Annotated in this window: 21 protein-coding genes; 6 read left to right on the plus strand and 15 right to left on the minus strand. The window is 73.3% G+C overall.

The features are described from left to right. The first annotated feature begins 13 nt into the window (after positions 1-13). The gene (locus tag IEY99_RS20790; protein ID WP_189205594.1) at positions 14-1,144 is read left to right on the plus strand and encodes a class I SAM-dependent methyltransferase; all 1,131 of its coding nucleotides are present in this window, start codon (positions 14-16) and stop codon (positions 1,142-1,144) included. 2 nt (positions 1,145-1,146) lie between these two features. On the opposite strand, the gene IEY99_RS20795 is transcribed toward IEY99_RS20790, so the two are convergent. The 3 genes from IEY99_RS20795 to IEY99_RS20805 all read right to left on the minus strand — a co-directional run bounded on the left by IEY99_RS20795 (position 1,147) and on the right by IEY99_RS20805 (position 2,996). Further along, complete coding sequence (locus IEY99_RS20795; protein ID WP_229799006.1) at positions 1,147-2,370, minus strand: DUF8832 domain-containing protein; 1,224 nt, start codon at positions 2,368-2,370, stop codon at positions 1,147-1,149. Further along, entirely contained in the window at positions 2,363-2,575 is a 213-nt protein-coding gene (locus IEY99_RS20800) for a heavy-metal-associated domain-containing protein (RefSeq protein ID WP_189205595.1), read from the minus strand. Before IEY99_RS20800 ends, IEY99_RS20795 begins: the two co-directional genes overlap by 8 nt. Before the next feature lie 118 nt (positions 2,576-2,693). Further along, complete coding sequence (locus IEY99_RS20805) at positions 2,694-2,996, minus strand: metal-sensitive transcriptional regulator (protein WP_189205597.1); 303 nt, start codon at positions 2,994-2,996, stop codon at positions 2,694-2,696. A 128-nt stretch (positions 2,997-3,124) separates the two neighbouring features. Between IEY99_RS20805 and IEY99_RS20810 the strand changes: the two genes are divergently transcribed. Next, on the plus strand, positions 3,125-4,390 hold the full coding sequence (locus IEY99_RS20810; protein WP_229799008.1) for a C40 family peptidase: 1,266 nt from the start codon (positions 3,125-3,127) through the stop codon (positions 4,388-4,390). A 234-nt stretch (positions 4,391-4,624) separates the two neighbouring features. Here the strand turns inward: IEY99_RS20810 and IEY99_RS20815 are convergent, their stop codons facing one another. Further along, entirely contained in the window at positions 4,625-6,781 is a 2,157-nt protein-coding gene (locus tag IEY99_RS20815; RefSeq protein WP_189205601.1) for a RecQ family ATP-dependent DNA helicase, read from the minus strand. Positions 6,782-6,917: 136 nt separating this feature from the next. Here IEY99_RS20815 and IEY99_RS20820 point away from each other — a divergent pair, with 136 nt between their 5' ends. The 3 genes from IEY99_RS20820 (at position 6,918) to IEY99_RS20830 (ending at position 9,686) form a co-directional block, all read left to right on the plus strand. Next, positions 6,918-7,313, plus strand: coding sequence for a hypothetical protein (locus IEY99_RS20820; protein WP_189205603.1), 396 nt, complete (start codon positions 6,918-6,920; stop codon positions 7,311-7,313). 413 nt (positions 7,314-7,726) lie between these two features. Next, on the plus strand, positions 7,727-9,028 hold the full coding sequence (locus IEY99_RS20825) for a TrkH family potassium uptake protein (protein WP_189205839.1): 1,302 nt from the start codon (positions 7,727-7,729) through the stop codon (positions 9,026-9,028). Then, entirely contained in the window at positions 9,021-9,686 is a 666-nt protein-coding gene (locus tag IEY99_RS20830) for a potassium channel family protein (protein ID WP_189205605.1), read from the plus strand. The genes IEY99_RS20825 and IEY99_RS20830 overlap by 8 nt, the downstream gene beginning before the upstream one ends. On the opposite strand, the gene IEY99_RS20835 is transcribed toward IEY99_RS20830, so the two are convergent. From IEY99_RS20835 to IEY99_RS20875, 9 genes are all read right to left on the minus strand, one after another. Then, complete coding sequence (locus IEY99_RS20835) at positions 9,683-11,392, minus strand: serine/threonine-protein kinase (RefSeq protein ID WP_189205607.1); 1,710 nt, start codon at positions 11,390-11,392, stop codon at positions 9,683-9,685. The genes IEY99_RS20830 and IEY99_RS20835 overlap by 4 nt on opposite strands. Positions 11,393-11,453: 61 nt before the next feature. Continuing rightward, entirely contained in the window at positions 11,454-12,959 is a 1,506-nt protein-coding gene (locus IEY99_RS20840; protein ID WP_189205609.1) for a fused MFS/spermidine synthase, read from the minus strand. A 43-nt stretch (positions 12,960-13,002) separates the two neighbouring features. Further along, positions 13,003-14,013: a coiled-coil domain-containing protein gene (locus tag IEY99_RS20845; protein ID WP_189205611.1), complete on the minus strand. Its 1,011-nt coding sequence runs from the start codon at positions 14,011-14,013 to the stop codon at positions 13,003-13,005. A 65-nt stretch (positions 14,014-14,078) separates the two neighbouring features. Then, a complete protein-coding gene (locus IEY99_RS20850) occupies positions 14,079-14,840 on the minus strand; it encodes an SDR family NAD(P)-dependent oxidoreductase (RefSeq protein WP_189205613.1) in 762 nt (253 codons plus the stop codon). A 6-nt stretch (positions 14,841-14,846) separates the two neighbouring features. After that, complete coding sequence (locus tag IEY99_RS20855; protein ID WP_189205615.1) at positions 14,847-15,656, minus strand: inositol monophosphatase family protein; 810 nt, start codon at positions 15,654-15,656, stop codon at positions 14,847-14,849. After that, complete coding sequence (locus IEY99_RS20860) at positions 15,649-16,104, minus strand: response regulator (protein WP_189205617.1); 456 nt, start codon at positions 16,102-16,104, stop codon at positions 15,649-15,651. The genes IEY99_RS20855 and IEY99_RS20860 overlap by 8 nt, the downstream gene beginning before the upstream one ends. After that, positions 16,101-17,693 carry a sensor histidine kinase gene (locus IEY99_RS20865; protein WP_189205619.1) on the minus strand — a complete coding sequence of 531 codons (1,593 nt, stop codon included), beginning with the start codon at positions 17,691-17,693 and terminating at the stop codon, positions 16,101-16,103. The genes IEY99_RS20860 and IEY99_RS20865 overlap by 4 nt, the downstream gene beginning before the upstream one ends. After that, positions 17,690-18,847 (minus strand): PP2C family protein-serine/threonine phosphatase, encoded by a 1,158-nt coding sequence (locus tag IEY99_RS20870; RefSeq protein WP_189205840.1) that lies wholly within the window; start codon positions 18,845-18,847, stop codon positions 17,690-17,692. Before IEY99_RS20870 ends, IEY99_RS20865 begins: the two co-directional genes overlap by 4 nt. 222 nt (positions 18,848-19,069) lie before the next feature. After that, entirely contained in the window at positions 19,070-19,417 is a 348-nt protein-coding gene (locus IEY99_RS20875; protein ID WP_189205621.1) for a hypothetical protein, read from the minus strand. Between the two features lie 74 nt (positions 19,418-19,491). On the opposite strand from IEY99_RS20875, the gene IEY99_RS20880 reads away from it, so the two are divergent. After that, positions 19,492-21,888, plus strand: a complete 2,397-nt coding sequence (locus tag IEY99_RS20880) for a M20/M25/M40 family metallo-hydrolase (RefSeq protein ID WP_189205623.1) — start codon at positions 19,492-19,494, stop codon at positions 21,886-21,888. On the opposite strand, the gene IEY99_RS20885 is transcribed toward IEY99_RS20880, so the two are convergent. Together IEY99_RS20885 and IEY99_RS20890 are read right to left on the minus strand one after the other, a co-directional pair. Beyond that, a complete protein-coding gene (locus tag IEY99_RS20885) occupies positions 21,885-22,169 on the minus strand; it encodes a Smr/MutS family protein (RefSeq protein ID WP_189205625.1) in 285 nt (94 codons plus the stop codon). The genes IEY99_RS20880 and IEY99_RS20885 overlap by 4 nt on opposite strands. A gap of 9 nt (positions 22,170-22,178) precedes the next feature. After that, the gene (locus tag IEY99_RS20890; RefSeq protein WP_189205627.1) at positions 22,179-22,568 is read right to left on the minus strand and encodes a tetratricopeptide repeat protein; all 390 of its coding nucleotides are present in this window, start codon (positions 22,566-22,568) and stop codon (positions 22,179-22,181) included. Positions 22,569-22,698: the final 130 nt, after the last annotated feature.

Here is a 22,698-nt window from a genome sequence, read left to right on the forward strand (position 1 = left end):
GCAGAATGAGGGGATGCCCATCCCCCTGGACACCGCCCTCGCCGAGGTACGTGAGCTGGTGCTGGGCCCGGCGCTGACCCGCGCGGTCGCCGCGGGCCGGCGGCGCGGCGCCACGCCGACCGTCAACCGCGCGGAGCTGCGCCCGGTCGCGATCAAGGGAGTCCGGAGGCTGCAGATCGTCACGGACGACGGCACCCGCCCGTACACGAGGAATGTGACGGACGGCGAGGCGGCGACCGCGGTGGACGCCCTCCTGGCGGAGCCCTTCGGCAACTGGCACGTCGAGACCGAGTCGGCCACGGTGCAGGTCCGGATCACCAAGAAGGGCGACGCCCAGGTGCACCGGTCCGGCGCCCCGGCCGCCCGGGCCGCTCAGCAGCACGACCGTGCCAAGCAGTGGCTCCTCGACCCGGGCGACCCGCTCTTCGACGTCATCGGCGGCAACGCGGCCAAGCGCCGCCAGGTGGACGCGTTCCTGCGGGCCCTGGCCGCGACGCTGCCCGAACAACTGCCGTCGCCGCTGCGGGTCGTGGACCTGGGCTGCGGGAATGCGTATCTGACCTTCGCGGCGTACCGCTACCTCAGCGACCGTACGCCGGTCCGGGTCGTGGGTGTCGACGTCCGCGAGGACCAACGGGTACGCAACAGCGCCGTCGCCCAGCAACTGGGCTGCGCGGCCGAGGTGCGTTTCGTGGCGGGCACCATCGAGGACGCCGTCGTCGACGAGGCACCGGATCTGGTCCTGGCATTGCACGCGTGCGACACGGCGACGGACCAGGCGCTGGCCCGGGCGGTGCGCTGGGACGCGCGCTGGGTGCTGGCGGCGCCGTGCTGCCACCACGACATCGCCGCCCAGTTGAAGGGCCGCGCCGCGCCCCCGCCGTACGCGGAGATCACCCGGAACGCGATCCTGCGGGAGCGCTTCGCGGACGTCCTCACCGACTCGCTGCGGTCGTCTCTGCTGCGGCTGCACGGCTACAAGGTCGACGTGGTGGAGTTCGTGGACTCCCAACACACGCCCCGGAACCTGCTGCTGAGGGCCAGGCGCACCGGCGCCACGCCCACGGAGGCCCAGCGCGAGGAATACGCGACGCTGACCGGTGCGTGGGGCGTGACCCCGGCGCTGGAGAAGCTCCTGTCCTGAGGTCAGCTCACGACGGCGGTGAACTCGGCGGTGCGGACCTTGCCGGCCACCTGGAAGTCGAAGAACATCCGGTAGCGGCCGGGACCGGGAGCGGCCAGCCAGAACTTCACCTCGCCGCCGGTGGGGCCGGCTTCCGGGTGGACATGGACGTAGCCCACGTCCCCCTCGCGAAGGACCACGAGATGGCCGTACGCACCGAGGTACGGCTCGAGCGCCGCGGGCTTGCCGTCCGGGCCGCGCACCGACATCAGGAGGGGCTGCGTCGTGCCGATCTTGGGCGTACCCGCGTACCGGACGCTGAAGCCCCCGGCGGTCGCCTCGGTGACCGGCGCGGGAAGGGCGACCGGCTCGTAGTCGCCGGCGACCGTGAGGTCGACGCCGAGCGTGGCAGGAGTGTGCTGCCCGCCGACGACCGCGGTGAAGTCCGCGATGGCGCGGTAACTGCCCGGCTTGGCCAGCGTGAGGTCGATGCTCCAGGTGCCGTCCGGCGCCATCGTCGGGTGCAGGTGCTGGAACCCGGTGAGGTCACGACGCACGACGACCAGGTGCAGCGGCTTGTCGTGGACGATCGCGTACGTGGTGATCGGCGCGCCCGCCGCACCGGTGACCCGGAACGTGAACGGCTGCGCGCGACCGGCGGTGAAGAGAGCCGTCGCCGGTCGCAGGGTGAGCCCGCTCGCGGTGAGGGCGAGGCCGCCGACGGACTGCGCGGCGGCACCGGACCCGGCGACCTGCGTCACGGTGCCGTCGGCGTTGTGCAGATGCGGAGCGGCACCGGTGTCGTCGTGCCAGCCGGCGCCTCCCTCACCGCTGCCGGCCGTGGCCGCCCCGGCGGTGGTGCCGGGGCTGCTGTGGGCATGGCCGCCCGCCGCGGCCTGCTGCCGGGTGGGGGCCTGCGCGGACCGCGTCTGGTCGACGGAGTTGTTGAGGCGGCCGATCCCGTACCCGGCGAAGAGCACGACGACGAGGACGGCGCCGAAGGCGGCCAGCTTGAACGCGGCGCCCCTGTCGCCCGCTCCGCCGTCGGCGCGCGGCGCGGCGCCGTCGGCGCGCGGCGCGGCGCCGTCAGCGCGCGGCGCAGCGGCGTCGGGGCGCGGGCCGGCGGTCTCGGCGCGCGGGTCGGTGCCATCAGCGCGTGGGCCGGCGGTCTCGGCGCGAGGGTCGGTGCCGTCGGCGTGCGGGGCGGCGGCGTCGGGGCGCGGCGCGTCGGCGGACGCGTCAGGCATCGGCCAGCTCGTATCCGGCCTCGTCCACCGCGGCACGGACGGCGTCGGTCGACAGGGGCTCGGCGCTGGTGACGGTCACCGCGCCGGCCTCGAGGTCGACCTGGACGTCCGTGACGCCGGGGAGCCCGGAGAGTTCACCGGTCACGGCCTGGACGCAGTGGCCGCAGGTCATGCCGGTGACGGTGTAGGTAGCGGTGACAGCCATGGCGGCCTCTCCTCCGTGGTGCGGGATCGTTTCTCTGGTTGCGTCTGCGGGCGCTGACCGGGATCGCGGTTTCCTTCGCCACGGGCCACGGGCCACGGGCCACAGCCCGGCTCGGTCGTCAGGAGCGGACGAGGCGAGCGATCGCGTCGGTGGCTTCCTTGACCTTGGGACCGGGATCGCCGGCCCGGGCCGCGTCGACGACGCAGTGCGCAAGATGATCACCAAGCAGCCCGACGGCGACGGCGTGCAGGGCACTCTTCGCGGCGGAGATCTGCGTCAGGACATCGATGCAGTACGTGTCCTCGTCGACCATCCGCTGCAGGCCGCGGATCTGCCCCTCGATGCGCCGCAACCGGCTGAGCAGCGCGGCCTTGTCCCCCGAGTAGCCGTGCGGCCCCGGGTGCTCGTGCTCGGTGGTCATGCGGACAGTATACCCCCCTCCCGTATATGACCACGATCGGGTCGCCGCCTAGGACTCTCGTCCCGCTTCCGATCTTGAAACTGCTCCGGAGGCGTGGCTTCTCCGCGATCTGCCTCGTTGAAGGCGTTGTGTCGTCTACCGTGATCGCCCGGTCCGCCATTGTCGCGCTGCTGTCGGCCCTGCTGCTCACGGGCTTCCACGCCCCGGCCCACGCCGCCGCCACCCACCCCCTCGATGCCCTCGGCGACGGGCCCATCACCGCGCAGACTCTCGCCCTTCTCGGCGCGCTCGACGGCAGACCCGCCACCGCCCGAGCCCTCACTCCCCGCAGCACGCTCGACGGCAGACCCGCCACCGCCCGAGCCCTCACCCCCCGCAGCACGCTCGACGGCAGACCCGCCACCGCCCGAGCCCTCACTCCCCGCAGCCCGCTCGACAGTGGGCCCGTCACCGCCCGAGCCCTCGTTTCCCGGGGCGCCCCACCCGCCGTGGCGCTCGGCCTTCGCGGTGACCGGCGGACCGCCGCCGAGCTGGACGAGCGGATCGCCGCCGCCTCCCGCCGGCTCGAAGTGGTCGTGGAGCAGTACAACGACTCCCGCGAGGACCTCCGCGACACCCAGCGGCGCACGGCACAACTCGGCGCCCAGCTCGGCCCGCTGACCCGTGAGCTCGAGCGGAGGCAGACGCTCCTGGACGGCCTGATGGCGAACACGTACCAGCGCACCCGCACCGGTCCGACCGTCGCCCTGTTCGCCTCGGACCAGCCCCACGAGTTCGTGGACAAGCTGCTCGTCCTGCATCAGCTCGCGTCCGAGGAACAACGGGCCGCCCACGCCCTGCAGGAGGCACGCGCCAAAGTGGACGGCACCAGGGCGATGCTCGACGCGCTCTCCGCACAGCAGCGTCGCCAGCAGATCCAGCTCACCACCCGCAAGGCGACGGTCGAGGGCGAGATCGTCGTCCTCAAGCAGATGCGAGCCGTCGCGTACGGCGGAGGCTCCCGGTACGCCGACCCGGGCGACCTCCCCGCACCCGAGTACGTCCCGGGCCCGGCGGGTCGCGTGGTCGCCTTCGCCATCAACCAGATCGGCAAGCCGTACCGCTGGGGCGCGGACGGTCCCCGCTCCTACGACTGCTCGGGCCTGACCCTGGCGGCCTGGCGCAGGGCGGGCGTGCACCTGCCCCACAACGCGGCCCGCCAGTACGCCTCGGCGGCCCACATCGACCGGAACGACCTGAGGCCGGGCGATCTGGTGTTCTTCTACGGCCCGATCAGCCACGTCGGCATCTACATTGGAGGCGGCCAGATGGTCCACGCCCCGGAGTTCGGCGAGAACGTCCGGGTGGCGAGCATCGACTCCCAGCCCATCACCGGTTTCGCCCGTCCCACCTGACGGCCGCAGAGACGCCACCGACAAGACCCGGGCCGGCTTCCTGGCCCGGCGCCGGGCGCCGGGCGGCGGGCGGCGGGCGGCAGGCGGGCCGGGCGGCGGGCGGGCCGGGCGGCGGGCGGCGGGCGGCAGGCGGGCCGGGCGGCGGGCGGGCCGGGCGGCGGGCGGCGGGCGGCAGGCGGGCCGGGCGGCGGGCGGGCCGGGCGGCGGGCGGCGCCGGGCGGCCACGCGTAACGGTCAGCCGGCCACCGCGAGAGCCAGCGGCAACACCCCCGATGCGCCCGCCTGTCGCAGTGCCCGGCCGGCGAGCGCCATCGTCCAGCCCGAGTCGACGAGGTCGTCCACCAGCAGCACCGGGCCGTCGAAGCCGAGCAGTGCCTCCGCGATGTCGGCCGGGACCGTGAAGGCGTCGTGCAGGGCCAGCACCCGCTGCGCGCTGTTGCCCCTCGGGCCGTCGCCGCCGACGTGGCTCGAGGACAGGGTGCCCAGCATCGGCAGCCTGCCCACTGCCGCGATCCGGGCCGCCAGGCTGGTGACCAGCTCCGGGCGGCGCCGGGAGCCCACCGCCACGACCGCGGCGGGGCGTTCCGCCCAGGCGTCGTCGCCGTGCGCCCAGGATTTCAGGACGTCGACCACGGCGGCGGCGACGTCGTCGGGGATCGGACCGTCGGGTGACTCCGGGGAGACCAGGGCGCGCAGTCGGGTCCCCCAGCCCTGGTCGGACAGGCGGCCCACCGCGCGGCCCGGAAGAATCTGGACGGCCGGTGAGATCTTGCCCTTGAGGTCGACGCCGACGGCCGCCATGCCGGTGGGCCAGAGCTTCTTCGGGGCGATGTCGACGCCCGCACGACCGAGAAAGGCGTTCGCGGCGGACAGCGACGCCGGTGTCACCTCCGCGTCGAACTGGGGGCCCGCGCAGGTGTCGCAACGGCCGCAGGGTGCGGCGTCGGGGTCGTCCAGGCAGCGACGCAGGAACTCCATGCGGCAAGCCGTCGTCGCGGCGTACTCCACCATGGTCTTCTGCTCGGCGGTGCGGGCCTCCGCGACGCGTCGCAGCCGTGCGGTGTCGTAGGTCCAGGGCTCGCCGGTGGCGACCCAGCCGCCGCGCGTGCGCCGGACCGCGCCGTCGACGTCGAGGACCTTGAGCATCAGTTCGAGGCGTGCGCGGCGCAGGTCGACGAGGGGCTCCAGCGCCTGCGTCGAGAGGGGACGGTCGCTCGGCAGCGCCGCGAGCACGGCGCGCACCTGCTCCTCGGGAGGGAAGGCGAGCGACGCGAAGTAACGCCAGATCGCGACGTCCTCCTGTCCCGGGAGCAGCACGACCTCGGCGTGCTCCACGGCCCGGCCCGCCCGGCCCACCTGCTGGTAGTAGGCGATCGGGGACGGCGGCGCGCCGAGGTGCACGACGAAGCCGAGGTCGGGCTTGTCGAACCCCATGCCGAGCGCCGACGTGGCCACCAGTGCCTTGATCTTGTTGTCCAGCAGGTCCTGCTCGGCGGCCCGGCGCGCCGCGTCCTCGACCTGGCCCGTGTAGGAAGCGACGGCGAACCCGCGCGCCCGCAGGAACTCGGCCGTCTCGGTGGCCGCCGCGACCGTCAGCGTGTAGACGATGCCGGAGCCGGGCAGCTCTTCCAGGTGGTCGGCCAGCCAGGCCAGCCGGTGCGCCGCGTCGGGCAGCTCCAGCACCGCGAGCCGCAGCGAGTCACGGTCGAGGGTGCCGCGCAGCACCAGGGCGTCGCCGAGCTGGTCGGCGACGTCGGCGGTCACCCGGGCATTGGCGGTGGCGGTGGTCGCCAGCACCGGCGTCCGTGCGGGGAGCCCGGCGAGGAACGTCCGCAGCCGCCGGTAGTCGGGGCGGAAATCATGACCCCAGTCGGAGACGCAGTGTGCCTCGTCGACGACCAGCAGCCCGGTGCTGGCCGCCAGCCCGGGCAGCACGTTGTCGCGGAAGTCCGGGTTGTTGAGCCGCTCCGGGCTGATCAGCAGCACGTCGACGGCACCGGCGCGGATCTCCGCGGTGATCTCGTCCCACTCGTCGAGGTTGGCGGAGTTGATGGTGCGCGCCCGGATGCCGGCCCGCGCGGCGGCCTCCACCTGGTTGCGCATCAGAGCGAGCAGGGGGGACACGATGACGGTCGGCCCGGCGGGCGGATCGCCGGGCTCGGCGGTGACGCCGTCCCGGAGGAGGGCGGTGGCCACGAAATAAACCGCCGATTTGCCCCATCCCGTCCGTTGCACACACAGCACCCGCCGCCGATCGACGACGAGCGCCTCGATCGCGCGCCACTGGTCCGCACGCAGCACGGCATGCTCGCCCGCCAGCCGGCGCAGCACCTCCTCGGCGCATTCCCGGACGGCGGCCCGCTCGGCCTCGCTGACCTCGTCTCGCGTCATCTCCACCACGACGGCATGTCTATCAGCCCGGTCCGACACGATGCGGGTTTTCCACAGGGGGCCGGGCCGGGACCGGTTATCCACAGGCCTGGCGGATCTGGTCGACAACTCATCCGACCGGTGGCAGCGTGGAGGCATGACGACGATCGCCGAGAAGCTGCAGATCAGGCCTCATTCCACGGTCTGGTTGTCCCACCCGGCCCACCTGCCGCTGCTCACCCCGATGCCCGAGGGCGTTCGCGAGGTCGACACCCCGTCGACGGCGAGCGCGGCGGTGATCTTCGCCGACGACACGGCGAGTGTCCGCGAGCTCGTGGCGGAGCACGCCGAGGAGCTGCGGCAGCCGTCCGCTTTCTGGGTCGCCTACCCGAAGGGCAGCAAGACGGACATCGACCGCGACACCCTGGGGCCGGTCGTGGCGGAGTTCGACATGCGCCCGTCCGACGAGATCGCCATCGACGACCGCTGGCTGGCCCTGCGCGTCCAGGCCGGCAAGCGGGGCGAGCGCAGCCTCACGGGCGAGACAGCGTAAACAACCGCGGGCTGCCTTACGGGCGAAAAACAAGAACCGCGGGCCGCCCCACAGGCGAGCGAAGCGACAGCGAAGTCAGAACCGCAGCCGAGCGAAGCAGAGCAAAGTGAGAACCGCGGGCCACCTCAAAGGCGAGCAACTGAGCGCAGAGTGAGAACCGCGGGCCGGCGCGCGAGCGCCCGCCGCTGGGAACGGGCGACCGGGCAGCCTTGCCGGCGACCGGTCTCGGGGCGGTTGCCGAGCCGTCCTTGCGCGATGGCGAGCAGCGTCCCCGGTCCGGCGCCGTCGGACAGGTCACAACATCGTGTCGGGTTGCATCACCTACCCCTTCTGCCGGGTAATGGAGCCCAGCGAAAAGATCGGGAGGTTGCCGGGTGCGTACCCGCTCGCCGTGGCGCTATCCGGCGCGCATCGTGCCGCTCGCCTTCCTCGGTGCCATCGCCGTGGGGACCGCCCTCATGATGCTGCCCGCCGCTCGTGCCGAGCCGGGGCACGCACCGTTCGTCACCGCCCTCTTCACCGCGACCAGCGCCGTGTGCGTCACCGGCCTGTCGATCGTCGACACGCCGACGTACTGGTCGGGGTTCGGCCTGGTGCTGATCACCGTGCTGTCGCAGATCGGCGGTTTCGGGATCATGACGCTGGCCACCCTGCTCAGCCTGCTGGTGTCGCGGCGGCTGGGGTTGCGTAGCCGCCTGCTGGCCCAGGCGGAGAGTTCCGGACTGCTCGGCGGCAACGTGGGGGGCGTCCTCATCCGGGTCGCGCTGGTCATGTTCGTCTCCGAGGCGGTGATCAGCGTCGTGCTCACGCTGCGGTTCTGGCTGGGCTACGACTACTCCTTCGGCCGTGCGGTCTGGGAGGCGGTGTTCCATGCCGTGCAGGCGTTCAACAATGCCGGCTTCGCGCTCTATCCCGACAGCCTCGTCCGGTTCGTCGGCGACTGGTGGATCTGCCTGCCGCTGGCGCTCGGGGTGCTGGCCGGCTCCATCGGCTTTCCCGTGCTGTTCGAGCTCGCGCGCGAGTGGCGTTCCCCCGGCTGCTGGTCCACCCACACCCGCTTGACGGTCTGGGGGACGGTCCTGCTCAGCGGGATCGGCTTTCTGCTTTTCCTCGCGTTCGAGTGGAGCAACCCGGGCACGCTCGGGGCGCTCGGCACGCCGGCCAAGGTGCTGGCCGCCCTCACGCAGGACGTGATGACCCGCTCCGGCGGCTTCAACAGCATCGACATGGCCGACCTGAACACCGAGACCGTCGCGGTGACCAACGCGATGATGTTCATCGGCGGCGGCAGCGCCAGTACGGCCGGCGGCATCAAGGTGACGACCTTCCTGCTGCTGGCGTTCGTGATCTGGGCGGAGATCCGCGGTGAGCCGGACGTGGTGATCCGCAAGCGGCGCATCGCCGAGGAGACGCAGCGGCAGGCGATGACGGTCGCGCTGCTCGGCGTCGCGTTGGTCGTCGCCGGCACCCTGGCGCTGATCCTGCTGACCGACGACGTGCCCTTCGACCGGGCGCTGTTCGAGGTCACCTCGGCCTTCGCCACGGTGGGCCTCAGCACCGGCATCACCGCGGGCCTGCCGCCCTCGGCGCAGATCGTGCTCGTCATCCTGATGTACGTCGGCCGGGTGGGCACGATCGCGGTCGGCACCGCCATCGCGCTCAACACGCGCCGGCGGCTCTACCGCTACCCGGAAGAGAGGCCTCTCGTTGGCTGACACCAGAACCGACAACGTCGTGGTCGTGGGCCTGGGCCGCTTCGGCGGCGCGGTCGCCGAGTCGCTGGTCAACCTCGGCCACGAGGTGCTCGGCGTCGACGCCGACCCGCGGATCGTGCAGGACTGGTCGGACCGGCTCACGCACGTCGTGGAGGCCGACGCGACCGACACCGACGCGCTGCGCCAGCTCGGGGTCCAGGACTTCTCCCGGGCGGTCGTGGGCATCGGCACCAACCTGGAGACCAGCGTGCTGAGCGTCCTCACCCTGGCGGAGGCCGGGATCAGCGAGATCTGGGCCAAGGCCACCAGCGTCAAGCACGGGCAGATCCTGTCCCGGGTCGGCGCCCGCCATGTCATCTTCCCGGAGACGGAGATGGGCGAGCGGGTCGCCCACCTGATCACCGGCCGGATGCTGGACTACATCGAGTTCGACGACGGCTTCGCCATCGCGAAGGTCCGGGCCCCGCAGGAGGCGGTGGGCCTGTCCCTGGCGGATGCCGGGCTGCGCAGCAAGTGGGGCGTCACGGTCGTGGGCACCAAGCTGCCGGGCGAGGACTTCACGTACGCGCGCCCCGAGACGGTCGTCCCGCCGGGCTGCATCCTCATCGTGGCCGGCGACACGTCCAAGGTGGAGCGGTTCGCGGGGGTCACCACCTAGATGTCCACCGAGAAGCCGCCCTTGGTCCGCGCCGGCGAGGACGACGACGGTTCCGGGGCGGACGGCGGCGGTGCGGCCGGCTTGCCGCGGTCCTTCTTGCGGGTGGCCGCGGGTGCCGGCTGGGCGGGTGCCGGTTCGACGACCGCGCCGAGGACCTCCGCCTGGCACGGGTGGCCGTTGAGGGTGAAGCTGAGCGGGAGCGGGTTGCTGACCCGGTAGCTGCCGCCCAGCGTCACGCTGGCCGAGCGTCCGGGCCGCAGCTGCGCGCCCTGCTTCGGGCGCAGCACCAGCTTGCGGCCCTTCTGGGAGAGCCGCTTGGGACCGTCGGTGAGCCGCTGGCCGCCAGTGAAGGTGAATTCCAGCCGCCAGCCCGAGAGCGCCCGCTCGCCCGTGTTCACCACGGTGAGCTGCGCGCCGAAGTCCGTACCGGTGTCGCGTTGGACCCGGTAACGCACCATGCATCCCATCCCGTGCGGGACCGCCGGCCCGGGACCGGCGCCGGCCGCGGCGGCCTGGGCGGTGGCGACGTCGACCGGTTCGCGGGTCGACGACCAGACCAGGCCGATGCCGGCGATCAGCACGAGCGTCGCCACGGCCGCCTGGAAGCGGTGCCGGGCGGCGAGGACGGCCTGCCCGAGCCGGCCCCCGTTGAGCAGGTCGCGTCCCAGGACGCCGCCGCGGAACAGGCCGCCGCCGAGCGGCACGGGGCCGCCGATCCGCAGCGCTCGGGCGACCCGCAGCCCGGCCCGCAACTGCCAGCGACGGGGAGCGGGCAGCCTGCCGTGCGGCGGGTGGGCGGAGCGGCGGAAGCCGGCCAGGACGGGCCGTTCGTCGTGCGCCGCGACCGGCGGGATGATCGGTTGCAGGCCGACGAGGGCGGCCAGGGCGGTCGCCACCTCGTCGGCGCCGGGCCGGTCCTCCGGGCGTTTGGCCAGGCAGTGCAGGCACAGGGCGGCGACCTCGGCGGGCATGCCGGGCAGGTCGGGCACGGGTTCGGGATCCGCGTACAGATGCGCCCGCAGCGCCTCGGTGGTGGTCTCGGCGGGCCAGGGCAGCCGCCCGGTCAGGAGGCGGTAGAGGAGCAGCCCGAGCGCGTACACGTCGGCGGCGGGCGCCACCGGGTCGCCGTTGAGCCGTTCCGGCGCCAGGTAGGCGGGCGTGCCGAGCAGGCTGCCGTCCGGGGCGGCGTCGCGCTGTCCCACCAGCGCGGAGATGCCGAAGTCGACGACCTTCGCGCCGGAGCCGGTGAGCATGACGTTGGCCGGCGTGACGTCGCGGTGCACGATGCCGCGCGCGTGCGCGGTCGCCAGTGCCGACGCGACCTCGGCGACCACGGTGACCGCGCCGCGCCACGGGAACGGGCCGTCGCGGCGCAGCCGGGCGGAGACCGGTTCGCCGTCGTTGAGCTCCATGACCACGTACGGGACCGTCACCCGTTCGTCCAGCGGTGACTCGCCGTAGTCGAAGACGCCGGTGATGTGCGGGTGGCACAGCCGGGCCGCGGCCAGCGCCTCCTGCCGCAGCCGCGCCCGGAACGCCGAGTCGGCGGCGAGCTGCGGCGACAGCACCTTGACCGCGACGGGGCGGCCGAGGACCTCGTCGTGGCCGCGCCACACGACCGACATGCCGCCGGTGCCGAGCCGCTCGATCAGGCGGTACCGGTCACCGACGTGGCCGCCTGCTCGCCCGGTCGCCAGCCACCTCATGTGCCGATTGTGGCCCGAGGTGCGGCCCGCCCACGCCGCGTCCGAGGAAATCCCTTCAGATTCAGCCGGCGAGCAGCTGGTCGACGGGCGCGTAGTCGTCGGTCAGCACCCGGGCGCCCGCGATGAGGCTGCGCAGGGCCGTTCCGGACACCAGTTCGACCGGCTCGTCGACGAGGTCGAGGTGGTTGCGGATCTCGTCGAGCGGCAGCGGCGACCGGGAGGCCACGATGACGTAGTTGGCGCCGGTCTTGCCGGTGAGGGCGCCCTGGGGCGCGATGACCGCCACGTGCGGGAAGACGTCCGCGACGGTCGCCAGCTCGGCCCGGATGAAGCGGTTCGGCGGGTAGTCGATGACGTTCTGGGCGTACATGCCGCCGTCGCGCAGGACGCGGGACACGCCGGCGGCCATCTCGCGGGTGGCGAGGTGCCAGGGGACCACGAGGTGGCCGAACGCGTCGCCGACCACGAGGTCGTAGGACCGGTCGCCCTCCTCGCTCAGCCCGACGCGGGCGTCGCCGACCCGGGTGCGCAGCCGCGGCCCGGTGGTCAGGCCCAGCTCGCGGCGGTCCAGCTCCACCAGGCCGCCGTCGAGCTCGACGACGAGCTGGTCGCTGCCGGGCCGCGTCGCCGCGATGTACGCGGGCACCGTGAAGCCGCCGCCGCCGAGGTGCAGGGCGTCGAGGGGGGCCGCGGCGGACTTCTGGATGTCGACCAGCGCGCCGATCCACTGGACGTACGCGAACTCCAGGTGGGTCGGATCGTTCAGGTCGACGTACGAATGCCGCGCCGAGTTGAGCACCAGCGTCCGCCCGCCGGCCCTGCCGGGATCGACCTCGACCCGGGCGCAGTGGTAGGCGGTCTCGATGTCGCAGGGTGTCGGCGCGGAGGCCCCGAGCCCCGCTCCGACCAGCCCGACGGTGACCAGCACCGCCCGGGTCTTCGGCTTCCCCGGCTGGGCGAGGCCGGGCTGCCGGCGCCGCAGCCACCAGCCGAGCCCGAACCCGGCGGCGGCGAGCATCCCGGCGAGGGTCAGTACGATCCAGCTGCTCGGCATCGCCGCGACGAAGATGAAGCCGGTGCCGAGCGTCGCCGTGATGGCGCCCAGGGTGCCGAAGCTGGAGAGCCGGCCCACCACCTCGCCGGTCCGCCGCAGGTCGCCGAGCTGCAGCTTCACGGTCAGCGGCGTGATCGTGGAGAGCAGGAACGCGGGCAGGAAGACGGCCAGCGCGGCGAGCAGCAGCACGGCCGGGGCGGCCCCGCCGCGGAGCCACTCGCCACCCCAGCGCACGAACGGCAGCGTGAGGGCCGTGGTGATGGCGCCGAGCAGCAGGGCGGGAGCCAGCAGGACCCGCGGGTCGTAGCGGTCCGCGAGCCTTCCACCGAGCCAGGTGCCGTACGCGATCGCGGCCAGCGCGATGCCGATCACCGAGCTGCTGACCTGCAGGGTCACCCCGACGTACGGCCCCACGAGACGCAGGGCGACGATCTCGAGCACCAGCACGGCGCCGCTGGCGAAGAAGACGAGCGCGGTGGCCAGGCCGGAGGGCAGAGCCCGTGGGGATTCCATCGGCGGATGGTACCGACGCGAACTGGGGATTTCCGGGCAGGCCCTACAGCATGGACAGATGCACGTGGTTGGTGTGTGCCGCGGACGGGCTGCCGGAGCCGCTGTACGAGCGCCACCCGGAGCCGGGCAGCCAGATCTGGCGGTACCAGATCACGTACATCACGCCGAGGCGGTCGGCGTTGTGCACGAAGTACGCGGCGAGGTTGTTGCCGTAGGTGCGGTCGTCCCCGGTGGCGTCGGAGTTCTGGAAGCCGCCGGGCGCCGAGGAGAAGTCGCAGGCCCTGCCGAGCGGGTGCTCGCCGGAACTGCGCTGGCTGAAGCACGACGTGTGGCGCTTGAAACCGGCCGCCTGCGCCTGGCGGAAGGCGTTCAGCAGCCGGGGCGTGATGCACCCGCCGGTGGTCGGGTCGTCGATGGTGCACCGCTCCCCGGGCCAGGAGCCGTCGGAGTTGCGCGGTGCCGCCTTGGCCAGCGGAGAGTTCGCGTTCACGAAGCCGCCGGCGACCGCGCCGCCGCCCGCCGCGGCGAGGGCGTTCTCCGCCTGCTGCTTCTTCTTGGCCATGACCGTGACCTGCTTCTCCTGCTCCCTGATCTCGAGGGCGATGGCCTTGGTCGCCTTCTCGGCGGTGGTCACCGCCTCCCGGTACCCGGTCAGCGCGCGGCCGTCCACCTGGGCCATCTGGTCGAGGCTCACCATGCGCTCCACCACCGCGTCGGGTGAGGCGCTGTTGAGCAGCAGCGACACGGTGGTGAGACGGCCCTGCCGGTAGGAGCGGCCGGCGATCTCCTGAACCCGGGCGGAGAGCTCCGTGGCCCGGGCCTGTGCCTGCTGGAGGGCGGCCTTGAGCTTGACCTGACGGGCCTTGGAGGCCTGCAGCTTCTGCTTGGCCTGCACGTGCCCCTTGGCCGCCGACTCGAGCTGCGCGCGCAGGGTCTTCGTGCCGCCCTCGTCGTCGGGTTCGGCACGGGCCGCCGGGGGCGCCGCGAGCAGCACGAGAATGGCCGCCAGCAGCGCGATAACGGGCTGCGCCCGGCGCAGGTGAGTCGCCGCCACGATCTGCCTCCCAAGTGATGAGCGCGGGGAACTCTACCTCGCTCTCCCGGGTGGAAGCAGATCGATCATGTCGCCGAATAACCACCATCGACGAAGAGTGTTTGCCCGGTTACGGCAGCGCTAGCGGAACTCGCCAGATACACCACACATCCGGCAAAATCCTCGGGTACGCCGTTGCGGCCGATCATCGTCCGTCGCGCATGCCCGGCGGCCACCGCGGGATCCGCGAAGACCGGTTCGGTCAGCGGGGTGTGCACCACCCCGGGGGCGATCGCGTTGCACGTCACTCCGCGGCCGGACCAGGCCTCCGCCTGCGAGCGGGTGAGGCCGACGAGACCGGCCTTGGCGGCGCCGTAGGCGCCGCTGTGCCCGTACGCCCGGAAAGCCTGCTGGGACACGACGTTGATGATCCGTCCCCACCCGCGGGCCGCCATCGCCCGGCCGAAGTGCTGGCCGAGCAGGAACGGCGCGGTGAGGTTCGCGGCGAGCGTGACGTCCCAGTCGGACTCCGTGAGGTCGTCCATGCGCGGGCGCAGGTTCACCGCGGCCGCGTTCACCAGGATGTCCACGTCGCCGGCGCATCCGGCGACCCGGGCCAGGTCCGCACGGTCCGCCAGGTCCGCGGCGATCGTCTCGACGTGGACACCGAGGCCGGTCAGCGCGGCGGCGGTCTCCCGCAGCGGCCCGGGACGGCGGGCGAGGAGTACCAGGCGGGCGCCGGCGCGGCCCAGCGCGGTGGCCATCGCCCGGCCGATGCCGGAACTGCCGCCGGTCACCATCGCGGTCCGGCCGCTCAGGCCGAAGAGGTCGTCGAGGTAGGAAGTCATGCGCGCCTACGGGGGAAGCAGCGTGCCGCGGACGGTGTGCCAGATGTCGTGGTTCGCCGCGATGAGCAGGCCCCGCTCGGAGTCCGTCGGGTGGTACGCCGACCCGTCCAGGTGCAGCACCGCGCCGCCGGCCTCGCGCAGGATGAGCGAGCCGGGCGTGTGGTCCCAGGGCAGGATCCGCCAGAAGACCGCGAACTGCTGCTCGTCGGTGGCGACGGACGGGTACTCGTACCCGGCGCAGTGGTGGCCGCCGGTGACCCGGCCCAGCCGGGAGGCGTTCGCGTCGATGCCGGCGCGCAGGTCGTCCGGGAAGTAGTTGCGGGCGATCGAGCCGGTCAGGGCGGCGGCGTCCGGGTCGTCGGCGCGGGTCTTCAGCCGCATGCCGTCGACGTAGGCGCCGCTGCCCGCCTCCGCGACGACCATCCGGTCGCCGGGCACGTCGAGGATCCACCCGGCCGCCGGCTCGCCGTCGCGCACCAGCGCCACCATCACGGCGAAGGGCCGCTTGCCCGCGGCGAAGTTGTTCGTGCCGTCGACCGGGTCCACGATCCAGACCGGGCCGCCGCCGTCGAGGCGGTGCAGCACCGAGGGGTCCGCCGCGACCGCCTCCTCGCCGACCACGGTCGAGCCGGGCAGCAGCGCGGTCAGCCCGGCCGTCAGCGCCCGCTCGGACTCCTGGTCCGCGACGGTGACGAGGTCGCCGGGCGTCTTCTCCTCGACCTCCGCGTCGCTGAGCCGGCGCCATCGCGGCAGCACGATCGTGCGCGCGACCTCCCGTACCAGCTCGGTGACCCGGTCGATCATGTCGTCACGCACGCGGTGGCAGCTTCACGACGCTGACGAAGAAGTCGTCGATCTGGCGGATCACCGAGATGAACCGGTCGAAGTCCACCGGCTTGGTCACGTACGCGTTCGCGTGCAGCTGGTAGCTGCGCAGGATGTCCTCGTCGGCGGAGGACGTGGTGAGCACCACGACCGGGATGCGGCAGAGCTCGTCGTCCTTCTTGATCTCCGCGAGCACCTCCCGGCCGTCGCGACGCGGCAGGTTGAGATCGAGCAGGATCAGGTCCGGGCGTACGGCGCCGGCGTACTGACCCTCGCGGCGCAGATAGGCCAGGGCCTCGGCGCCGTCGGAGACGACCGTGAGCCGGTTGCGGACCTTGTGCTCCTCGAACGCCTCCTGCGTCATGAGCACGTCGCCCGGGTCGTCCTCGACGAGCAGCACCTCGATGGGCGTCCCGTCCTGTCGAATGGCTCCGGTCATGCGCCGACCTCTTTCGATTTCTCCTGCACCGGGATCCCGGCCACCAGCGGCAACGTGAACCAGATGGAGGTGCCCTCGGTGACGTCGAGATCAAGCCAGATCCGGCCGCCATGATATTCGACGATCTTCTTGACGATGGCCAGTCCGATACCGGTGCCCTCGTACGCGTCCCGCCCGTGCAGGCGCTGGAAGATCACGAAGACCTTGTCGGCGAACTCGGCCTCGATGCCGATGCCGTTGTCCCGGACGTTGATCCGCCATTCGTCCTCGTCCCGCTCGGCGGTCACCGTGACCACCGGCGGCACGTCCGGGCGGCGGAACTTGAGGGAGTTGCCGATCAGGTTGACGAACAGCGTGGTGAGCAGCGGCTCCTCGCCCTCGACCGTGGGCAGGTCGGTCCACTCGATCCGGCCGTCCTCGCCGGTGCGGATCTCGAGCTGCGACCTCACCTCGGTCAGCACCCGGTCGAGGTCGACGTCGGTGAAGCCCGCGGTGAGCCGCCCGATCCGGGAGAAGGCCAGCAGGTCGTTGATGAGCCGCTGCATGCGCTGGGCGCCGTCGACCGCGAACGCGATGTACTGGTCCGCGCGGTCGTCGAGCTGCCCCGCGTAGCGCCGCTGGAGGAGCTGGCAGAAGCTGGCCACCTTGCGCAGCGGCTCCTGCAGGTCGTGCGACGCCACGTACGCGAACTGCTCGAGGTCGCGGTTGGACCGGGTCAGCTCCTCCGCCTGGATCTTGAGCTGCTCGTTCACCCATTCGATCTGGTGGCGGGCCTCGCGCACCTCGGCGAGCTCGGCGGCGATCTGCTTGCGCATGCCGTCCACATTGTCGGCGAGCTGCCGCAGCTCCGGCGAGCCGGAGCTGCTGATCTGCCGGTCGAAGTCGCCGTCCGCCACCTCGCGCACCTGGGCCGCCAGCTCGGTGACCGGGCGGCTCACCATCCGGTCGAGGAGCAGCAGCAGCGCCACCCCGGCGATGACGATGATCGCGGCCGCGGCGATCTGGATCGCGACCATGCGCCGGCTGGTCTCCTTGGCCTGCGCCGCGGACCGGTCGCGCAGCACGCCGATGTCGTCCTGCATCTTCTCGATGGCGGACCGCAGCGCGTCGAACTCCGCCGTGCTGCCGGCCTCCACCAGCGCCCGCCCGGCCTCCGGCCCCTGGGTGCGCACGGCGTTGACGATCGGCTCGGCGACGTCGCGGTGCCAGGCGTCGATCCGCTGCCGCACCTGCGCCAGGTCGGCGCGGATGGCGTCGTCCAGCGGGCCCGACCTCAGGTATCCCGCGATCTGCGCGGTGATCTTCTGCTCGTCCGCGATGCCGTCCCGGTACGGCTGGAGGTTCGCCTCGCGGCCGGTGATCGCATACCCGCGGACGCCGGTCTCCTGGTTGAGCACGGCCGTGCTCAGCCGCTCCCCCGCCGCACGCATGGGAGTGGCCCGGCTGACGACGTCGTCCAGCTGCCGGCTGTTGCCCGCGCCGGTGAGCGCCGCGACCACGCCGAGGGCGCCGAGCAGCAGACCGACGGTCACGCACAGGGCGAGCACCCGGCCGCGCAGCGTCCAGGCCGAGAGGCGCAGCAGGCTCACCGCCCACCGCCGCGCGAGATCAGCAGCATCGCCACGTCGTCGGCAAGCGGGCCGCCGTTGCCCTGCTCCGCGCGGCCGACGAGCCACGCGGGCAGGGCGGCGAGCGGCACGTCGCGCGCGGCGGGCTGGGCGAGCAGGCCGCAGAGCCCCTCGACGTCGAGCCGCTCGTTGCCGTTGCCGGTGTGGCCCTCGATCAGCCCGTCGGTGTACATCAGCAGGGACCAGTCATCGCCGGAGAACTCCACGTCGGTCGCGGGGGTGGGGGTGGGACGTACGCCGAGCACGATGCCCGTCCGCGCGGGCACGGCGGCCGCCTTGCCGCCGCAGAGCAGCACCGGCGGGGGGTGTCCGGCCAGGCGTACCGTGGCGCGGTCGCCGGCGAGGTCGAGGGAGACCATCGCCACCGTCGCGAAGACCTCCCGCGCCCGCCGCTCGGTCATCAGCACCTGCTCGAGCGACGGCAGGATCTGCTCCTCCGGCACGCCCGCCAGCACCAGCGCCCGCCAGGCGACCCGGAGCTCGACCCCGAGCGCGGCCTCGTCCACGCTGTGCCCGCAGACGTCGCCGACGATCACGTGCAGCTTGCTGTCGCCGACCTGGACGACGTCGAAGAAGTCGCCGCCGAGCAGGCCCATGGCGCGGCCGGAGCGATAGAACGTGTGCACGGCCACTTCGGTCGTCTTCATCAGCGGCTGGGGCAGCAGGCCGCGCTCGAGCCGGGCGGACTCGGCCTGGCGCAGCTCGGCCTCGCGCAGCCGCTGAGCGTTCTCGTCGGCCCGCTTGCGCTCCACGGCGTAGCGCAGCGCCCGGACCAGCAGGACGCCGTCGACCTGCCCCTTGACCAGGTAGTCCTGGGCGCCCTCGGCCACCGCCTGGACTCCGAGGTGCTCGTCGGATCGCCCGGTGAGCACGCAGACCGCCGCGCTGCCGGCCAGCGCGAGCAGCTTGCGCAGGCCGTCGATGCCCTCGGCGTCGGGCAGGCCGAGGTCGAGCAGCACGCACTGGACCCCGCGCATCATGCCGCGCGCCTCGCGCAGGCTGGTCGCGATGCGCAGGTCGAACGACGCGCCGGCCTCGGCGAGCAGCTCCCGGACCAGGAACGCGTCGCCCTCGTCGTCCTCCACGAGCAGGATCCGCAGACGCTCCGGCGCCATGGCGGGCGGCGGCGTCGTCAACTCGGCCACGACGTCACCCCACCCGGCGTCGGACCGTGGGCGGCGTGCGGGGCGGCGGCACCTCGGCCGGGACGCTTGATGGCGGGACTCCTTCGGGCGTGACCCGCTGATCGTCCATGACCGGTCGCGGGCGCACAACACCGGCCACCCCGCCCCTGCGCCGCGCCGATGTAGGTGCGACACAGAGTGACAATGCACCCGTCATGCCGACGGGCCGTAGGAGGGATCCTCGGCGACCCGGCGGGCGTGCCGGGCGATGACCTCGCCGAGGATGCCGTGCAACCGGCCGCAGTCGCGGCAGTGCAGGTTCTCGTCGAGCCGCCGGCCGCCGCAGGCGATGCAACAGCCCCGGTCCTCGGGGTCGCGGTACGCCTCCAGCGCCCGGCACATCGCCCGGACCACATGGTCGCCGAGCTGGAACGTGGCCTCGCCGAGCGCGGTGCGCAGGCCGAGCACCGCCACCGGCCCGGCCTCGGGCGCCGGATCGTACGGTGCCACCCGCTCGACGAACTCGGCGACGACGGCGGCGGGGTCGAGCGGGGCTGTCACGGCTCCCAAGTTAAGCCACCGGCCCGTAAGATCGCTCGGCCAGGTCGCTGTCGCATGCGAGCCGAGGAGATCGTATGAAGGGCTTGCCGACGATCGACGCGGCCGACCGCGCGCCGGCACGGCCGGTACGCCGCGGCTGGGCGGCCCTGGCCGCAGTGCTCGTCCTGACGGCGACCGGGGTCCTCGCGGCCCAGTCGGTGCGCCCGCCCGCCGCGGTCTCCGCCGACGCTCCGGCCGCGGAGTTCAGCGCGGGCCGCGCGTTCGCGCACGTCCGCACGATCGCCGCGGAGCCGCACGTGGCCGGCAGCGCGGCCAACGACGCGGTCCGCGCCCACCTGCTGACCACCCTGCGCGGCCTCGGGCTCTCGCCCGAGGTGCAGGACACCGTCACGACCCAGGGTGCCCGGCTCTCCTCCAGCGCCGGCGGCATCGGCATGGCCCGGGTACGCAACGTGGTCGCGCTCTGGCCGGGCACCGCGTCAACCGGCCGCGTCTTCCTGGTGGCGCACTACGACTCGGCGCAGACCGGGCCGGGCGCCAACGACGACGGCGCCGGGACCGCGGCGATCCTGGAGGCCGCCCGCGCCCTGACCAGCGGACCGCGGCTGCGCAACGACGTGGTGTTCGTGCTGACCGACGCCGAGGAGGCGTGCCTGTGCGGCGCGCAGGCCTTCGTCGAACAGCACCCGCTGGCCCGCGGCGGCGGCGTGGTGCTCAACCTGGAGGCCCGCGGCAGCGCCGGACCGGCCATCATGTTCGAGACCACGGCGGCGAACGCCGCCCTGGTCGGGGTGTTCGCGAACGCTCCCGACCCGGTGGGCACCTCGTTCGCGGTGGAGGTCTACCGCCGGCTGCCGAACAACACCGACTTCACCGCGTTCCGCGCGCCCGGTTTCACCGGTCTGAACAGCGCATACATCGACGGCGCCGCGGTGTACCACACGCCGGTGGACACACCCGCCGCGATGGACACCGACAGCTTGCAGCACCACGGCGCCAACGTCCTGGCGCTCGCCCGTGACCTGGGCGACCGCGACCTGCCCCGGCTGCGCGCGGCGGGCGACGCGACCTACTTCCCGGTTCCCGGGGCGCTCGTGCACTACCCCAGCTCGTGGACCTGGCCCCTGGCGGCGGCCGCCGTGCTGGCGGTGCTCGTCCTGGCCTGGCTGGTGCGCCGGCGCGGCATGGCCACGGCACCACGCCTGCTCGGCGCCGCCGGCCTGGCCCTGGTGCCGATCCTGGCCGTCCCGGCCCTGGCCCAGCTGCTGTGGATCGCGATCGAATTCATCCGTCCCGGGTACGCGGAAATGCCGATCGACCCGTACCGCCCGGGGTGGTATCGGCTGGCGATCCTGGCCCTCACCGCGGCCGTGGTCTGCGCCTGGTACGCGCTGCTGCGCCGCCGCCTGGGATCCGCCGCCCTGGTGGTCGCCGGGCTGGCCTGGACGGCGGTGCTCGGCCTGGTCCTGGCGGCCCTGGCGCCGGGAGGGTCGTACCTCACCGCCCTGCCGGCGCTGGCGGGCGGGGTGGCCGGCATCGCCGCCGTGCTGCTGCGCGGACGCGGCCGGGGACCGCTCGGCGGCTGGGCGCCGGCCCTGGCCGTCACGCTCGGTGCGGCGGCCGGGACGGTGGTGCTGCTGCCGACCCTGCTCATGTTCTTCCCGGCCCTGGGCATGAAGCTGGCCGCGGCCGGCGCGGTCTTCGCCGTCCTGCTGGCGATGGTCCTGCTGCCGGTCGTCGACCTCCTGCACCCGGAGGCGGGCGGCCAGCGCGGCCTCGACGCCCTGCGCGCCCGCCGGCGCGGCATCCTGCCCGCCCTCGCCGCCACCGTGGCGCTGCTCGCCTGCACGACGGCCGGCCTCGCCGCCGACCGCTTCGATCCCGCCCACCCGGCGCCCACCCACCTCATGTACGCACTGGACGCCGACACCAACCAGGCGCGCTGGCTGAGCGAGTCCCGGACCCCGTCCGCCTGGACCGCCCGGTACGTCGGCGGCGATCCGGCCCCGGTCGCCGACACGCTGCCGGCCTTCGGCACCAAGGGCCTGCTCAGCGGCCCCGCCCAGCCCGCCGCCCGGCCGGCACCCGCGCTCACCAAGACCGCCGACACGGCCGCGGGCGACCGGCGGACGGTGACCTTCACCCTGGCCCCGCGGCGACCGGTGCGCCTGGTGACGCTGCACGTGGGCGCCCAGGCGCGGGTCCTGTCGGCCACGGTCGCCGGGCGCCCGGTGCGGGCCGGCCGCTCGGACGGCGCCTGGGGCTTCGGATTCGTCTTCCACGCGCCGCCGCAGTCGGGCATCGAGGTGACGCTGACCGTGCCCGTGGGTGCGCCGCTGAGACTGCGTGCCATGGACGCGAGCGACGGCCTGGCGGCCCTTCCCGGCTTCCAGCCCCGTCCGGCGGACGTGGGTGTGGTCGGCTCGCACAGCTCGGAGATGCTCGCCGTCGCGAAGACCTACGCGTTCTAGCGCCCGCGACCGCGGCGGCCGGTGGGCGCGTCGAACCGGAAGTGGACGAACAGCCGCCCCCAGTTGTCCCCGTCCTTCTCGACGCGGTGGTAGAGCTGCTTGATCTCCTTCTGTTCGAGGAAGCGCAGCACCTTCTTCTTGAGCTGCCCGCTGCCCTTGCCGGGGATGATCTCGACCAGGGTCGCCTTCTTCTGGACCGCCTCGTCGATGATGCCGCGCAGCGCCTTGTCGATCTCGGTGCCCTTGTTGAAGATGTCGTGGAGATCCAGCTTGAGCTTCACGCCGGCAGCCTACTCAGCCCCGGGACCCGCGCGGCCGCCGTTCTTGCCGACCCACGCCTCGACCCGGCGCAGGGCCTCCTCGTAGTCGTCGTGGCGTTTCATCGCCGCCGCGAGCCGCAGGTGCGGCAGGGCCTCGGCGAAACGGCCGGCCCGCTCCAGGGTCCGGCCGAGGACGTGGTGCGCGTAATGGTCCGAAGGGTCCCGCTCGATCAGCGCCCTGAGCTGCGTTTCCGCCCCCGTCAGCTGGGCCGAGTTGAAGTAGGCGCGGGCCAGGAGCTGGCGGACCGCCGTGTTGTGCGGTTCGGCCTCGACGATCGGCTCCAGCAGGCGGGCCGCGCGGAGCGGGTCACCGGACTCGAACGCGGCGGTCGCCCTGCGGTACTCCTCGAGAAGATCCACGACTCCGCTCCCCTGCTCGCGCCGCCGGCCTCGCCCCACGCTGGCACAACCGCGGCCGGACGGCGACCGTCCCGGCCCCAGCATCGGCGACATTTCACCCGATTCTGCAACCACCGGCGCGCAGAATGCC

It is taken from the genome of Couchioplanes azureus (assembly GCF_014648355.1).
Taxonomy (GTDB): domain Bacteria; phylum Actinomycetota; class Actinomycetes; order Mycobacteriales; family Micromonosporaceae; genus Actinoplanes; species Actinoplanes azureus.

Bases quoted from the DNA above. Each gene is read 5' to 3' on its own strand.
- IEY99_RS20860 (WP_189205617.1), bottom strand. From the start codon at position 16,104: ATGACCGGAGCCATTCGACAGGACGGGACGCCCATCGAGGTGCTGCTC.
- IEY99_RS20790 (WP_189205594.1), top strand. From the start codon at position 14: ATGCCCATCCCCCTGGACACCGCCCTCGCCGAGGTACGTGAGCTGGTG.
- IEY99_RS20800 (WP_189205595.1), bottom strand. From the start codon at position 2,575: ATGGCTGTCACCGCTACCTACACCGTCACCGGCATGACCTGCGGCCAC.
- IEY99_RS20795 (WP_229799006.1), bottom strand. From the start codon at position 2,370: ATGCCTGACGCGTCCGCCGACGCGCCGCGCCCCGACGCCGCCGCCCCG.
- IEY99_RS20835 (WP_189205607.1), bottom strand. From the start codon at position 11,392: ATGAGGTGGCTGGCGACCGGGCGAGCAGGCGGCCACGTCGGTGACCGG.
- IEY99_RS20820 (WP_189205603.1), top strand. From the start codon at position 6,918: ATGACGACGATCGCCGAGAAGCTGCAGATCAGGCCTCATTCCACGGTC.
- IEY99_RS20870 (WP_189205840.1), bottom strand. From the start codon at position 18,847: ATGGCGCCGGAGCGTCTGCGGATCCTGCTCGTGGAGGACGACGAGGGC.
- IEY99_RS20880 (WP_189205623.1), top strand. From the start codon at position 19,492: ATGAAGGGCTTGCCGACGATCGACGCGGCCGACCGCGCGCCGGCACGG.
- IEY99_RS20815 (WP_189205601.1), bottom strand. From the start codon at position 6,781: ATGACGCGAGACGAGGTCAGCGAGGCCGAGCGGGCCGCCGTCCGGGAA.
- IEY99_RS20850 (WP_189205613.1), bottom strand. From the start codon at position 14,840: ATGACTTCCTACCTCGACGACCTCTTCGGCCTGAGCGGCCGGACCGCG.
- IEY99_RS20805 (WP_189205597.1), bottom strand. From the start codon at position 2,996: ATGACCACCGAGCACGAGCACCCGGGGCCGCACGGCTACTCGGGGGAC.
- IEY99_RS20840 (WP_189205609.1), bottom strand. From the start codon at position 12,959: ATGGAATCCCCACGGGCTCTGCCCTCCGGCCTGGCCACCGCGCTCGTC.